Raw genomic sequence first — 13,039 nt, forward strand, 5'->3', positions numbered from 1 at the left:
GGAGACTGCCAGTGTCTGACCCGCAGATTGAATGCCGCGCCCTGTGGAAGATCTACGGCAAACGCCAGGTCGAGGCGATGCGGGCGGTGCAGGAGCGCAGCCTCTCCAAGGAAGAGGTCCGCGACGAATACGGCTGCGTGCTCGGAGTGCGCAATGTCAGCTTCAGCGTCGAACGCGGCGAAATCTTCTGCATCATGGGCCTCTCGGGGTCGGGCAAGTCGACGCTCGTGCGCCACATCAACCGGCTGATCGACCCCACCTCGGGCGAAATTCATGTGGCGGGGGCAAGGGTCGACCGGATGGGCGAAACCGAGCTTCGCCAGCTGCGTGCCGAGAAGATCGGCATGGTGTTCCAGCACATGGCGCTCTGGCCCCATCGTACGCTGGCGGAAAACGCGGCCTTCGGCCTTGAAGTGCGCGACCTCTCACCCCCGAAACGCCGCGCCGCCGCGGAAAAGGCGCTGGCCGCGACGGGTCTGGAGGGCTGGGCGGACCACTACCCGGACCAGCTTTCCGGCGGCATGCAGCAGCGGGTCGGCCTGGCCCGCGCGCTGGCCGCCGATCCGGAAATCCTTCTGATGGACGAACCCTTCTCGGCGCTTGATCCCCTTATCAGGCGGCAGTTGCAGGATCAGTTTCTGGACCTTTCGACCAAGCTGAAGAAGACGACCGTATTCATCACGCACGATTTGGACGAAGCGATCCGCATGGGTGGACACATCGCGATCATGAATGATGGCGAGATCGTCCAGATCGGCACGCCCGAGGAAATCGTCACCCGCCCCAGCGACGACTATGTGCGGGAATTCGTCAAGGGTATCTCCCGCATCGGGCTGGTGCGGGCGGAAACCATCATGACACCACTTGACGGTCGCCAGGCCACGCCAAAAACCATTTCCACCGGCTCCCGGCTCGACGCGGTCATTGACCTCTTCCTGCCCGACCAGCAGCCGCTGACCGTGATTGACCCGCTCGGCTCTGCGGTTGGGCAGATCACCATCACCGATGCGCTGCGCGCGCTGCGAGGGTAATCGCATGAAAACGGACCTCTACAACATCTTCGACACAGAATGGGTGCCGGTTGGCGACTGGATTGAGGCGACGCTGAAATACGTCGTGGAGAACTTCCGCTACATCTTTCAGGCGATCAAGGTGCCCTTCGATCTGGTCCTTCGCGGGTTCGAAGGCGCCCTGACCGGCGCGCCCGACCTGCTGATCTACGCGATCATCCTGCTGGTCGCCTGGCAGGCCGGCGGCCGCAGGATCGCTCTGATCGCCGGGGCCTCGATGCTGGCCATCGGGCTGATGGGCGCATGGGAACCGGCGATGACGTCGCTGTCGATCGTGCTGACCTGCGTGATCTTCTGCGCCCTCATCGGCATCCCGCTCGGAATCTATGCCGCGCGAAGCGATCGGTTCTGGCTGATCCTGCGCCCGATCCTTGACCTGATGCAGACGATTCCGTCCTTCGTGTACCTCGTCCCCGTCGTGATGCTGTTCTCGATCGGCAACGTGTCGGGGGTCATCGTCACCTTCATCTATGCGCTTCCCCCGGTGGTGCGCCTGACCAATCTCGGCATCCGCCAGGTGAGGCCCGACATGGTCGAGGCCGCGCGCGCCTTCGGCGCAAGCCGCCGACAGACCCTGCTGAAGATCGAGCTGCCGCTCGCAGCGCCGACCATCATGGCCGGGTTGAACCAGACCATCATGATGGCACTGGCGATGAGTGTGGTCTCCTCGATGATTTCGGTCACGGGTCTGGGCCGGATGGTCCTGCGGGGTATCGGTCGTCTGGACATGGGCATCGCCACTGTCGGGGGGCTTGGCATTGTCTGCTTGGCCGTCATGATCGACCGGGTCTCGCAAAGCTTTGGAGTATCTGCCCGAGACCGGGGTCATCGGAAATGGTATGAGACCGGGCCCGTCGGTGCCTTTTATCGACCACTCGCCAAGTTTCGTCATGCTGCAAAATAACCCGACCTGTAAAGCCGATCCCATTGGCGCTCGAGTATTCCCTTCAATGGAAGGTTTCCTTGTATGACCCTCCTTCGAACAAGAGAGTTCAATTCGCGCCCCGAAGAAAACGAGCCGTCGCATTTCGTGTTTTTGCTCTTGCCGCAGTTTTCGCACCTGGCTTTTTGCTGCGCCGTCGAACCCCTCCGCCTGGCGAACCTGGTGAGCGGCGAGACTCTCTTTCGCTGGACTGTTGCCAGCGAGAATGGCCAGCCAGTCATGGCGTCCAACGGCTGCAGGCTGGATGTGGACTGCGGGCTTGAGCGTACACGAGGCGCCGAGCGTCTAATGCTGATCACCGGCAATGACGTACGAAAGGTGTTGCCGCCGGCGGTTCAGGCCTATCTCAGGCGCGAACGCGCCGCTGGTACGCCGTTGGCAGGGCTTGGGGCCGGGGCCTATGCCCTTGCGAAATGCGGTTTCCTCGACGGGATGGACGTGGCGGTGCACTGGGCGTACCACGACATCTTTGCTGAAACTTTCCCTGAGGTTCGGCCAGTGCGCACTGTCTTCGTCGCGCATGAGAGAATCCTGACCGCAGCCGGCGGCACAGCCGTGGCCGATCTGATGCTGCACTTGATTCGGCAGACGCATGGAGAAGACCTTGCCACATTGGTGGCAGACCAGATGGTCTACAACGCGGTGCGCGAAGAAAGTGCAGCTCAGCGTGTCTCTATCCAGTCGCGCCACGGCATGCGCAGCGGGCCGCTGGTGAAGGCAATCGCCATCATGGAAAAGCACATCGAAGAGCCGGTTTCGCCTGTTACGATTGCCCAAGAACTTGGGATCTCGACGCGCCAACTGGAGAGATTGTTCAAGAAGTTCCTGTCTTCCACCCCGAAGACCTATTTCAATGCGATGCGGCTCGATCGCGCTCGCAACCTCCTCGTGCAGACCGAACTTTCAGTCACCGAAGTCGCGGTTGCCACTGGTTTTGCCTCCCCTTCGCATTTTTGCAGACTGTTTCGTGCCCATTTCGGCCGATCGCCGCACGCGCATCGCACGACCTTGAACTAACGCCTCGCCGGTCTGGTGGCGAACCCGTGACCTGCAGCATAACTCCGTGGAAATGATGGCCCGGGACGGCTATGAGCGTGGTATGCACAGGCTTCGCTTCATCTTGCCGCCGCCAAACCTCCTCGTCACCTTCGAGGCGGCAGGTCGACTGATGAGTTTCACAAGAGCTGCTGAGGAACTGAACGTGACGCGTGTCGCCGTAAGTCAGCAGATCAAGGCCTTGGAAACCTATCTTGGAGTGTTGTTGTTCCACCGCGAGAATAGGTCACTGTCGTTCACCCATGTCGGAAAGCGTTATCATGACGAGATCGTGGCATCCCTGGAGAGAGCAGTTCGCGCCACCGCTGACATTGTCGGCAAGCCTGACAGCAATATCCTCGTTGTCACGGCGACCACTGGCTTTGCCACCTACTGGCTGATGCCGCGGATCGGGACCTTCCGCCATCAGTACCCGGAAATCGACCTGCGCTTTGTCGTCTCGGATCGGTATCTGGATATCGCCGAGGAAAGCATTGATATCGCGATCAGATATGGTGCGCCGCCCACCATGGATGTAAACTATGAGTATCTTCAGCAGGAAATCATCGCGCCCACCTGCTCGATCGACTTCATTGCGCCAGGCCGAACACTGCGCCCTGAGGACCTGGAAACCCTCCCGCTGATCCATCTTGACGGTCCCTACGACCAGCAGACCCGCTGGCAGAACTGGTTCGAAATTCATGGACGAAAGGATTTCCGCCTGAAGGGGGGGATCACCGTCAACACCTACACGAACCTGGTCCAAGCCGTGCTGGTTGGTCAGGGTTTTGCCCTGATCGGCACGCCGTTGATGGAGGCGTTCCTTGCATCCGGGAAATTGATTCAACCTGTCCTGGCCGAACCGATCAAGCGCAGATCATTCTACCTTGCAACCCCGGCTACAAGACGGCCAACACTTGCCGGAGAAGCGTTCATCAGTTGGATCCGAGAGGCATTCAAACTCTCGGTCTAATGGGCCACCTCTTGTATTTCCGACAAGCGCAACTGGCGCGACGTCCGGGTTGGCGCGTGATGCGCCCGATGGTCAACGATTTGCACGACTGGATGCGGCCGAGCCGCCGGACTTCCACAAACCCGACGGCCTCCCCATGGCGCTCCCGACCGGCTGCCAATTAAGACCTTCCATGCAAATCTTAACGCGACGGCGCATCGCAGCTTTGGATTTCAGCAAGAAGGTGGAGTCAGGACGGCGCTTACACCAGTGCTGCCAAACTATCGACCGATCGGAGTCTCAGCCTGGAAGGCTGAGCTTGCTCATTCGTCCGCCGTCGACAGTCCAGACCTGGCCCGTCACAAACCCGGCCTCTTCCGAGGCCAGCCAAACTACGAGGCTTGCCACTTCTTCGGGCGTTCCAGTCCGTCCGACAGGATGAATCCTGCCCAGCCCTGCCTTGAACGAAGTCGGGTCCGGCATGCTCTCGATGAAATCTATGTTCAAGTCCGTATCGATCCAGCCGGGTGCTACAGCATTGCACCGGACACCTTCCGGGCTGTGATCTATGGCGATTGCGCGGGTCAGCCCATGCAGGCCGGCTTTGGATGCGCAATATGCTGCATGTTTGGGGTTTGAACCCAGGCCTTCCGTGGATCCGATGTTCACGATGGATCCACCGACGGTGCGCAGATAGGGTAGCGCGGCTTTGATCAGCATGAATGGTGTGGTCAGGTTGACGGTAATATTCCGCTCCCACTCTTCCAATGACATGTCTTCGGCGAGCACCTCCTGCATCATTCCGGCATTGTTGACAAGTACGTCAATTCTGCCCGCACGCCCTGCGACCTCTTCAACCAGCGCAGCCGCGGAACTCGGATCCGCAAAATCCACCGAAATGCTCTCGAACTCATCGTCTTTGCCGCGTTGAGCCGTGAACACCTTGGCTCCTTCGCTTTCCAGGCGGCGGGCGATCGCTCGCCCAATGCCACTGCGCCCACCCGTTACCAAGGCAACCTTATTGCGAAAGCGTTCCATCACGTTGTCCTTTTCGATGTGTCTTTACCTGGCATGCCGCCATGGCGGTGGTTTCCGCGCCGTTGGCTTGCTTTGGAGTCAACATAGGGCGAGACAAACTGTTCGACTAGATGCTATAATGTGATAGGCTTGATAAGGGCATCTTATAAATGTCGAAGCATCATCTGGACGATCTGGCCACCTTTATCGTCGTCGCGGAGGAGAAGAATTTTACCAGGGCCGCCAAACGCCTGGGCATATCCCAGTCAGCCCTGAGCCAGACCATTCTTGCATTGGAAGCCCGTCTTGGCCTGCGTTTGCTCACGCGAACCACCAGACGGGTCTCGCTTACTCCCGCTGGCGAGCGCATGTTGCATGTGATCGCTCCGCGGATTGAAGAGATTCAATTGGAATTGAAGGCACTGGGCGACCTTCGAGATAAGCCGTCCGGGTCCATCAGGATCAGTGCAACAGAATATACGGCGGAAGCCATTCTTTGGCCTGCTGTTTCCGGGCTCATTAAATTATATCCCGATATCGATGTCGAGGTATCGAGTGATTATGGCTTCGTGGATATCGTTCAGGATCGCTTCGATGCGGGGATCAGGCCTGGCGATACTGTCGAGAAGGACATGATTGCAGTTCGCGTTGGACCCGATATCAGAATGGCTGTTGCCGGGTCTCCGGACTATTTTTCATCCTTTCCCGCACCACATACTCCAAACGAACTTACCGAACACAATTGCATCAATCTCAGGCTTCCGCGCCATGGCGGTATGTACGCCTGGGAATTCGAGAAAGGCGGGCAGAGGGTCAACGTCCGTGTCAAAGGACAATTGGTGTTCAATTCGGGGAGGATGGTTGTAAATGCAGCCTTAGGCGGCCACGGGCTCATCTACCTGCCGGAAAGCCAGCTCGCGCCTTATCTGAATGAGGGTCAGCTTGTTCGCGTACTCGATGACTGGTGCCGTGTCTACACGGGCTATCATCTCTACTACCCGCGCAATCGTCAGCCAACTCAGGCCTTCTCCTTGCTCGTCGAAGCGCTGCGTCACAACGGAAAGTCATGATTTTCTGGCTCTGTAGGTCGACCGCCTGAAAGAATCGATCCACGCAAGCCGATAATTGCGTCGATCCTCCCCTGGAACCGTCGATCCTCCAGACAAATCGGTCCAGACCCAAATCTTGCGACAGACCCCATCCGCTTCCAGCGGCTGCAAGGCGTCCTGGGCGGGTTGTTGCGGTCCGGCGGGCGGGCCGCATGCTCTCTAGGAAAAGCGCGCGATGTATTCCCTGGCCAGTTTCGCGGTTCCGGATGCGAAATGCGGCGCCATCGCCTGCGGTTCAGGAGCCTCGATATGGCTGCCGATCCAGGCGAGGAGTGCCATGCGGCGCAGCATGATGAAGGTGTCGATCTCGGCCTCTTCCTCGTCAGACAGCGGGCGGACCGAACGGTAGCCCTGAACCCAGGCATGCCGCAGCGCGGGAACCTGGGGATGATCCTCCATGAAGCTGATGCCGGTTGCGAAGTCGTAAAGGAACCAGCCCAAGCCGCAGTCGTCGAAGTCGATCAGCCGCGTGGTCTCGCCCTCGATCAGCAGGTTCGCCAGCCGCATGTCGGCGTGGATCAGGCCGAAGCGCTCGGGCCCCTTTCCAAAGGCCGCGAGGCGATCGCAGATCAGGGCCTGGGCATCTTCCAGCACCGCACGGATCTCGGGAGTGACATTCGGCGCGTCGCGCCAGTCGCCCCAGTTTGCCTGCGGGCCGAAGACGGCGTCGGCATCCCAGTGCAGCCGCTCCAGGGGGGCAGGTTTCTGCCAACCCTGCGAGTGCATATGGGTCCGCGCGGCGATGGCCCCGAGACGTTCGAAGGGGCCGGCGAGATCCTCGTTTTCATCGGGCTGGCGGCCGGGGGCGAAGGCGAACATCACCATGAAACGCGGCGCGGACAGGGCGGGGTGATGCCCTTCCTGCACAAGAGCGCCGTTCCTTCCGGCGATGGGCGGCGGGGTAAGGACCATATTGTCGGTCGCCAGCGCCTGCGACCAAGCCAATTCCTGCTGGATCCCCCGGCGGCTGTGATAGGCTGGCCGGTGAATGCGCAGGATCGAGCGGAACTCCCCGGCCTCGACCAGATAGGTGGCGTTTTCCGAGACGTTGATCAGCCGCGCCTTTGCCCCTTCGGGCACCGGCCAGAGCGGCAGGGAGGCATTCGCCATTTGGTCCAGGTGGCGCAGAAGATCCTGCAAAGGTATGGTGTCGGCCGGCATGGAACCCCCTCAGATCGACGCCAGAGCTTCCAGCGATTCCGGCAGGATCTGGCCGCCGTCCACGACGATCTGCTGGCCGGTGATGTAGCCCGCCTCGTCCGAGGCGAAGAACAGCGCCGCATTGCCGATGTCCTCGACCACGCCCAGCCGCTTGAGCGGGATCGAATTGGCCATGGTCTTGAGGTAGTCCTCGCCAAGGCCCTGCAGCCCTTCGGTGATGATGTTGCCCGGCATCACCGCGTTGATCGTGGTGTTGTAGCGCGCAAGCTCCATCGCGGCGGTCTTGATGAAGCCCAGTTGCCCGGCCTTCGACGCACCGTAATGCGACCAGCCGGGATAGCCGGTGACCGGCCCGGTGATCGAGGAGGTGACGACGACGCGGCCCTTGCCGGCCTTCTCGAAATGCGGGATCGCGGCCTTGACCGTGAAGAAGGTCGAACGAAGGTTGGTGGCCATCACATGGTCCCAGTCCTCGGGCGACATGTCGACCATCTTGACCTGCGGGAAGATGCCGGCGTTGACGCAAAGCACATCCAGCCCGCCCTGCGCCGCCGCGGCCTCGTCCACCATGCGGCGAACGCTGTCGTAATCGGTCACGTCGCAGATCGCCCCGCGCGCGGTGGCGCCGAGCGCGTTCATCTCGGCCACCGCATCGTCGATCTCGGCCTTGTGGCGGGCGGCGATCGTCAGCTTGACCCCGGCGCGCGCAAAGCAGCGGGCAATGCCCCGGCCGATGCCCTTGGAGCCCCCGGTGACGATGACGCTCCGGCCCTTCAGTGATGTCAGCATGGTATCCTCCCTTTTTCTTCTTTGTTTCAGTCGCGCGGCCGCATCCAGCGCATCAGCACCAGCCCGACCGCGACAAGCAGCGTGGATCCGATCACCGAGAGCACGCCCAGTGCCGGAATTTGCGGCGTATAGCCCGAGACCATCCGCGAATAGAGCCATTTCGGCAGGGTCGCATCGACGCCCGTGGTGAACAGCGACAACGGGAAGTTGCCCCAGGACAGCAGGAAGGCGAACAGCCCGGCCGAGACGATCCCCGGCATCAGGAGCGGCAGCGTGATCTCGCGCAGCACGGTCAGGGTCGAGGCTCCCATGTCGCGCGCGGCCTCCTCCAGCGCGGGATCGAAGGCATAGGCGCGGATGGCGATGATCAGCGTGGTGATCGGCGCGATCCAGACCAGATGCGCGACGACCGCCGTCTTCCAGCTGGGCGTGATCCCCAGGGCCGAGAACCAGATCAGGAGGGCAAGGCCCAGCACCGTCTGCGGAAAGAAGATCGGCAGCAGGATGATCTTCTGGAACAGCCCGCGATAGCGCCACTGGAACCGGGCAAAGGCCAGCGCGCCGAAGAAGCCGATCACCATCGACAGGATTGTGACCGACACCGCGATTTTCAGCGAGGTGAGAACCAGTTCGTGCACTGTCGGGCTGGTGACGGCGGCGGTCATCCATTCGCTGGTATAGCGCTTGATCGGAAAGCTCAGGTAGCGCGCCTTCGAAACCGAGGCGAAGCCCACCGAGACCAGCGGCAGATAGAGCAGGGAGAGGATCACGGCACCGTAGAGATAGAGCGCGATCCGGGTCGATCGGGAAACCTGCCTCATCTCTTGCGCCCCATGATCGCGTCCAGGTCGATCCGGCTGATCGGCACCAGGGCCAGCAGCGCGACGATGACGATCAGCGTCAGCGACAGGGCCGAGCCGAGCGGCCAGTTCTGGCCGAAGGTAAAGGCGCTTTCGACGTCATCGGTCAGCACGATCACCGACCGGCCGCCCAGCAGCTTGGCCTCGGCCACCGCGCCGGCGGACAGGACAAAGGTCAAGAGGCAACCCACCATGATCCCCGGTGCGGCCAGCGGCATCTCGATCTCGAACAGGATGCGCGCCGGGCTGGCCCCCAGATCCGAGGCCGCCAGCCGCGCATCGTCGGGCACCAGCGAGATGCCCTGCGCCAGCGGGAACAGCATGAAGGGAAAATAGACATAGCACATGCCGAAGACGATCACCGGCCAGTCGTACAGCGGCGTCTCGAAGCTGAAGCCGAACCACGCCCGCAGATAGCCTTCAAGCAGGCCCCCCTTCATCAGCGACAGGCTCCAGCCGAACAGGCGGATGTTTTCGGACACGAACAGGATCAGGACGACCAGGATGGTGATGACCAGTGTGAACCGGCCAAAGACCTTGGCCATGCCATAGGCGAGCGGCCAGCTGACCAGGAACAGGATCACCGTGGTCAGAAAGGCCAACCCCAGCGAGCGGAGGAGGGATTTGTAATATCCCTGCTCCCAGATCACCGCGAAGGAGGAAAAGTCCGGCAGATGCGCCAGTTCGAACACTTTTTGCGGCATCGCCGCAAAGCCTGCGACCAGAAGCAGCGGCATCACGAAGCTCAGCAGCAGCAGGATGCCGATCGGCAGGGCCGACAGCAGGCCCAGGCGACGCTCAAGCCGTTCCATCGGCGGCCTCCGCGATCAGATGCACGGCGGCACGATCCCAGCCCAGCGTGACCGGGGTGCCGACCGGCGCGGTCAGGCGGGTTTCGAAGGGACGCTCGACGGTCACCAGACCGGCGGCCGTGTCGACCGAATACTGGATACGGGACCCCAGGGCATATTCGGCGGTCAGCGTGCCGGACAGGGTGAAATCCGCGGCCTGCCCCGCGTCCAGGAAACGGACCAGCTCGGGACGCGCCATCAGCACGCCGGTCCAGCCCGGGGCCACCGCCAGTGCGCCGGGCCGGGCGCTGATCGCTCCGGCCGGCCAGTCCGGCGTGCCATCGGCCCGGCCTATCACCGGGAACAGGTTCACCTCGCCCATGAAGCTGGCGACAAAGCGGCTGATGGGGCGGGAATAGATTTCCTCGGCGGTGGCGATCTGTTCGAACCGGCCCGACCGCATGATGGCGATCCGGTCCGACATCACCATGGCCTCTTCCAGCGAATGGGTGATGTAGACAAAGGTCTTGCCGGTGCGGGCGTGCAGGTCCTTCAACTCCTTCTCCAGCGTCTTGCGCAGGCGGTAGTCCAGGGCCGACAGCGGTTCGTCGAAGACGATGATCTGCGGGTCGAAGGCCAGCGCCCGGGCCAGCGCCACGCGCTGCCGCTCGCCGCCCGAACATTGCGAGATGCGCTTGCCGTAATAGCTTTCCGGCAGCCGCAGCAGCGCCAGCAGTTCGATCGCGCGGGTGCGGCGGTCGGCGGGCGCGACGCCCCTGAGCTTCAGCGGGAATTCGATGTTCTGCCCCACGGTCATGTGCGGGAACAGCGCCAGCGACTGAAAGACCATGCAGGTCGGTCGCTTGTTGGCGGGCATCGTGTCTATGCGGGTGCCGTTCAGGCTGATCGTGCCCTCGGTCACGTCGTCGATCCCGACCAGCAGCCGGATCAGCGTCGACTTGCCGCTGCCCGATGGGCCGACGATGGTCAGAAACTCACCTTCCGAGATGTCCAGGTTGATCCGGTCCAGGGCGGTAAAGCGCCCGAAACGTTTGGTGACGTTCTCGATCTGCACGAAAGGTTTCGCGGCCATCCGGGTCTACTCTTGGCGTTGAAGGAAAGGGCAGCCCGCCGGACCAGCCGGCGGGCCGGGACATGTCAGCCCCGACGGGCGGCGACGTAGACCGCCAGCAGTTCGTCGTAGGACGGCACCACGTCGAATTCGAGGCAGCGCGACATTTCCTCTTCCAGCGTATCGAACTGGATCGCTTCCAGCTTCTCGTCGTCGAAGCGCGCCATCACCTCGGGATTGCCCATCTGGGCCACCGGGTTGTAGGTGCCTTCGGCAAAGGCCACGACCTCGGCGATCTCGGGCTTCTGGACGAATTCCAGGAATTCCTCGGCCAGATCGGACGGATCGGGGTTGTTCACCGCCGAGGTCAGCTCGACCCAGGATGCGCCGCCCTTGCCGTCGATCGGGCCGCTGCGGGGCGTGATGCCACGCACGAACAGCGCGCCGTCATAACGGGCGGGCGAAGCGGTATAGGTCCCGCCGGTGAAGTAGCAGTCGATCTCGCCATTGATCAGCGCGGTGTTCATCGCCACCAGATCGTCGGTCATCAGCTTGGCGCCCGCCACGATCTGCTTGGCCGTGTCGGTGAATTTCTGCAGCGCGTCACCTTCGACCGGCTGGAACGGATGGATGCCGGCCGCAAGGCACAGGTGGATCACGTTCCAGTTGTCATAGGTCAGAAGCCCGTAGCGCCCCTGCATCGCCGGATCGAGGAACAGGTTCCAGCCCTGGTCCTCGGCCATGTCCTGGCTGATCTTGTCGGTGTTCACGACAAACGAGAACGGCCCATAGCGCTGCGGCATGCCGAGCAGGTCGCCGTTATCCGCAAAGGCGAGCGGATAGGGCTTCGAGAATTCGGGCGTCATCTTCTCGAAATAGGGCAGGAACCGATCCTTGTTCAGCGGACGGATCAGGTTGTCGCGCAGCATCTCGCCCCGCGCCCAGGGCTGGTTGACGTTGATCAGGTCCCAGGTGCCGATCTCGCCCGCGCGCAGGCGGTTGATCATCTCGGGGTCCGAGGTGCCGCTTTCTGCCCGCACGGTCGCACCGGGGTGCAACTCGCGGAACGGGTTCAGAACCTGGTCCGAATTGTAACCCTCCCAGCAGAGGATGTTCAGTCGATCGGCGCGCCCGGCCCGCGCCATGCGGGGCAGAGACATGGCCGAAAGCCCGGCCAGACCGGCCGCGCCCAAGGTAAATTGGCGTCTGTTGATCATCTTCTTCTCCCTGTTTTGATTGGTGACCCTGGCGGTTGATCCGCTCTGTCTGGGCACGCCGCCCCTTGCGGAGCGGCGGCAGGCTTATCGTCCCTGGATCGCCTCCAGTTTTGCCGTGATCGTGTCGCGGGCGATCCGCATGTCGTCCAGCGTGCCGGACATGAACAGCCGGCCCGTCGCGCCCATCATCTGCACGTCGTTGATGACAGCATTCGGGGCGGCCTTCTCGGCCTCGTTCGCGGCCACGCAGGCGAACAGCGCGGGCGCCATCTCGTAGATCAGCAGCGCAACCCCCGGCACGAGGATCGACGCATCGCGGGAACGGTTCAGGATGATCGCATGCTGGTCCGACAGGTCCTCGATGATGTCGTGATAGAGGATCTGCGGTTTCAGCTGGTCTTCCGGTTTCGCCCCGATTCCCTCCAGAATCGCCGTGCCGGCCGAATCCAGATCTTCCATCCGGTCCGAGTGCAGTTCGAGAAGCCCGAACTGCCGTTCGGTATAAAGGATCCCCGGTTCCATCTCGGGCGCTGATTTCAGCGCGAGGTCGGTGATGCGGTGGATCGCCAGCGCCGGTGCGACCTCGATGATCAGCGAATGCTGCCCGGCGAAGGGCGGGTATCCCCTCGCCCGGGTGGGCGAGGAAAGATAGGCCGCAAACTGGGGCTGGAGATCCTCGATGGGGAGATAGACGCGAAGCTCTGTCATGCCTCAGTCCTTGGTTTGGGATGCGGCCGGGCTCAGGCCTTGATGGCTTCGAAGTGCTTGGCCAGGTCGGGGTGCGGGCGCGGAATGACGTGGACGGCGGTGACTTCGCCGACCTGCGCGGCCGCCTCGGCCCCGGCTTCGGTCGCGGCCTTCACCGCGCCCACATCGCCGCGCACCACCACCGACACCAGACCGCCGCCGACTTCATTGCGGGCGATGATTTCGACATTGGCCGCCTTGACCATGGCGTCTGCCGCCGACAGGGCGGGGACATAGCCCTTGGTTTCGATCATTCCGATTGCGAGATTTGCCATG

General features: G+C 62.1%; 14 protein-coding genes. 5 read left to right on the top strand and 9 right to left on the bottom strand.

Going from position 1 to position 13,039, the window contains the following annotated elements; translation table 11 throughout:
- Positions 1-11 precede the first annotated feature (11 nt).
- From N5I32_RS18900 to N5I32_RS18915, 4 genes are all read left to right on the top strand, one after another.
- Positions 12-1,031, top strand: coding sequence for a quaternary amine ABC transporter ATP-binding protein (locus N5I32_RS18900; protein ID WP_261497511.1), 1,020 nt, complete (start codon positions 12-14; stop codon positions 1,029-1,031).
- A gap of 4 nt (positions 1,032-1,035) precedes the next feature.
- On the top strand, positions 1,036-1,974 hold the full coding sequence (locus tag N5I32_RS18905) for an ABC transporter permease (protein ID WP_261497512.1): 939 nt from the start codon (positions 1,036-1,038) through the stop codon (positions 1,972-1,974).
- A gap of 63 nt (positions 1,975-2,037) precedes the next feature.
- On the top strand, positions 2,038-3,030 hold the full coding sequence (locus N5I32_RS18910) for a GlxA family transcriptional regulator (RefSeq protein WP_197647551.1): 993 nt from the start codon (positions 2,038-2,040) through the stop codon (positions 3,028-3,030).
- Between the two features lie 52 nt (positions 3,031-3,082).
- The gene (locus tag N5I32_RS18915; protein WP_261497587.1) at positions 3,083-4,021 is read left to right on the top strand and encodes a LysR substrate-binding domain-containing protein; all 939 of its coding nucleotides are present in this window, start codon (positions 3,083-3,085) and stop codon (positions 4,019-4,021) included.
- A gap of 279 nt (positions 4,022-4,300) precedes the next feature.
- On the opposite strand, the gene N5I32_RS18920 is transcribed toward N5I32_RS18915, so the two are convergent.
- Positions 4,301-5,038 (bottom strand): SDR family NAD(P)-dependent oxidoreductase, encoded by a 738-nt coding sequence (locus N5I32_RS18920; protein WP_261497513.1) that lies wholly within the window; start codon positions 5,036-5,038, stop codon positions 4,301-4,303.
- Positions 5,039-5,187: 149 nt separating this feature from the next.
- Here N5I32_RS18920 and N5I32_RS18925 point away from each other — a divergent pair, with 149 nt between their 5' ends.
- A complete protein-coding gene (locus N5I32_RS18925) occupies positions 5,188-6,087 on the top strand; it encodes a LysR family transcriptional regulator (protein WP_261497514.1) in 900 nt (299 codons plus the stop codon).
- Positions 6,088-6,285: 198 nt separating this feature from the next.
- On the opposite strand, the gene N5I32_RS18930 is transcribed toward N5I32_RS18925, so the two are convergent.
- The 8 genes from N5I32_RS18930 to N5I32_RS18965 all read right to left on the bottom strand — a co-directional run bounded on the left by N5I32_RS18930 (position 6,286) and on the right by N5I32_RS18965 (position 13,038).
- Positions 6,286-7,287, bottom strand: coding sequence for a phosphotransferase enzyme family protein (locus N5I32_RS18930; RefSeq protein WP_261497515.1), 1,002 nt, complete (start codon positions 7,285-7,287; stop codon positions 6,286-6,288).
- 9 nt (positions 7,288-7,296) lie between these two features.
- Positions 7,297-8,076: a 3-oxoacyl-ACP reductase FabG gene (fabG, locus tag N5I32_RS18935; RefSeq protein WP_261497516.1), complete on the bottom strand. Its 780-nt coding sequence runs from the start codon at positions 8,074-8,076 to the stop codon at positions 7,297-7,299.
- A gap of 26 nt (positions 8,077-8,102) precedes the next feature.
- Positions 8,103-8,897: an ABC transporter permease gene (locus N5I32_RS18940; RefSeq protein ID WP_197647703.1), complete on the bottom strand. Its 795-nt coding sequence runs from the start codon at positions 8,895-8,897 to the stop codon at positions 8,103-8,105.
- Positions 8,894-9,748 (bottom strand): ABC transporter permease, encoded by an 855-nt coding sequence (locus N5I32_RS18945; RefSeq protein WP_261497517.1) that lies wholly within the window; start codon positions 9,746-9,748, stop codon positions 8,894-8,896. Before N5I32_RS18945 ends, N5I32_RS18940 begins: the two co-directional genes overlap by 4 nt.
- Positions 9,735-10,820 carry an ABC transporter ATP-binding protein gene (locus N5I32_RS18950; protein WP_261497518.1) on the bottom strand — a complete coding sequence of 362 codons (1,086 nt, stop codon included), beginning with the start codon at positions 10,818-10,820 and terminating at the stop codon, positions 9,735-9,737. The genes N5I32_RS18945 and N5I32_RS18950 overlap by 14 nt, the downstream gene beginning before the upstream one ends.
- Before the next feature lie 65 nt (positions 10,821-10,885).
- Entirely contained in the window at positions 10,886-12,016 is a 1,131-nt protein-coding gene (locus N5I32_RS18955) for an ABC transporter substrate-binding protein (RefSeq protein ID WP_261497520.1), read from the bottom strand.
- An 84-nt stretch (positions 12,017-12,100) separates the two neighbouring features.
- A complete protein-coding gene (locus N5I32_RS18960; RefSeq protein ID WP_197647699.1) occupies positions 12,101-12,724 on the bottom strand; it encodes a hypothetical protein in 624 nt (207 codons plus the stop codon).
- Positions 12,725-12,756: 32 nt separating this feature from the next.
- The gene (locus tag N5I32_RS18965) at positions 12,757-13,038 is read right to left on the bottom strand and encodes a BMC domain-containing protein (RefSeq protein ID WP_197647698.1); all 282 of its coding nucleotides are present in this window, start codon (positions 13,036-13,038) and stop codon (positions 12,757-12,759) included.
- Position 13,039 lies beyond the last annotated feature (1 nt).

The organism is Albidovulum sediminis (assembly GCF_025380365.1).
In the GTDB taxonomy this organism is placed as follows: domain Bacteria; phylum Pseudomonadota; class Alphaproteobacteria; order Rhodobacterales; family Rhodobacteraceae; genus Albidovulum; species Albidovulum sediminis.

Bases quoted from the DNA above. Each gene is read 5' to 3' on its own strand.
- N5I32_RS18950 (WP_261497518.1), bottom strand. From the start codon at position 10,820: ATGGCCGCGAAACCTTTCGTGCAGATCGAGAACGTCACCAAACGTTTC.
- N5I32_RS18940 (WP_197647703.1), bottom strand. From the start codon at position 8,897: ATGAGGCAGGTTTCCCGATCGACCCGGATCGCGCTCTATCTCTACGGT.
- N5I32_RS18960 (WP_197647699.1), bottom strand. From the start codon at position 12,724: ATGACAGAGCTTCGCGTCTATCTCCCCATCGAGGATCTCCAGCCCCAG.
- N5I32_RS18920 (WP_261497513.1), bottom strand. From the start codon at position 5,038: ATGGAACGCTTTCGCAATAAGGTTGCCTTGGTAACGGGTGGGCGCAGT.
- N5I32_RS18905 (WP_261497512.1), top strand. From the start codon at position 1,036: ATGAAAACGGACCTCTACAACATCTTCGACACAGAATGGGTGCCGGTT.
- N5I32_RS18925 (WP_261497514.1), top strand. From the start codon at position 5,188: ATGTCGAAGCATCATCTGGACGATCTGGCCACCTTTATCGTCGTCGCG.
- N5I32_RS18930 (WP_261497515.1), bottom strand. From the start codon at position 7,287: ATGCCGGCCGACACCATACCTTTGCAGGATCTTCTGCGCCACCTGGAC.
- fabG (WP_261497516.1), bottom strand. From the start codon at position 8,076: ATGCTGACATCACTGAAGGGCCGGAGCGTCATCGTCACCGGGGGCTCC.
- N5I32_RS18965 (WP_197647698.1), bottom strand. From the start codon at position 13,038: ATGGCAAATCTCGCAATCGGAATGATCGAAACCAAGGGCTATGTCCCC.
- N5I32_RS18945 (WP_261497517.1), bottom strand. From the start codon at position 9,748: ATGGAACGGCTTGAGCGTCGCCTGGGCCTGCTGTCGGCCCTGCCGATC.
- N5I32_RS18955 (WP_261497520.1), bottom strand. From the start codon at position 12,016: ATGATCAACAGACGCCAATTTACCTTGGGCGCGGCCGGTCTGGCCGGG.
- N5I32_RS18910 (WP_197647551.1), top strand. From the start codon at position 2,038: ATGACCCTCCTTCGAACAAGAGAGTTCAATTCGCGCCCCGAAGAAAAC.
- N5I32_RS18915 (WP_261497587.1), top strand. From the start codon at position 3,083: ATGATGGCCCGGGACGGCTATGAGCGTGGTATGCACAGGCTTCGCTTC.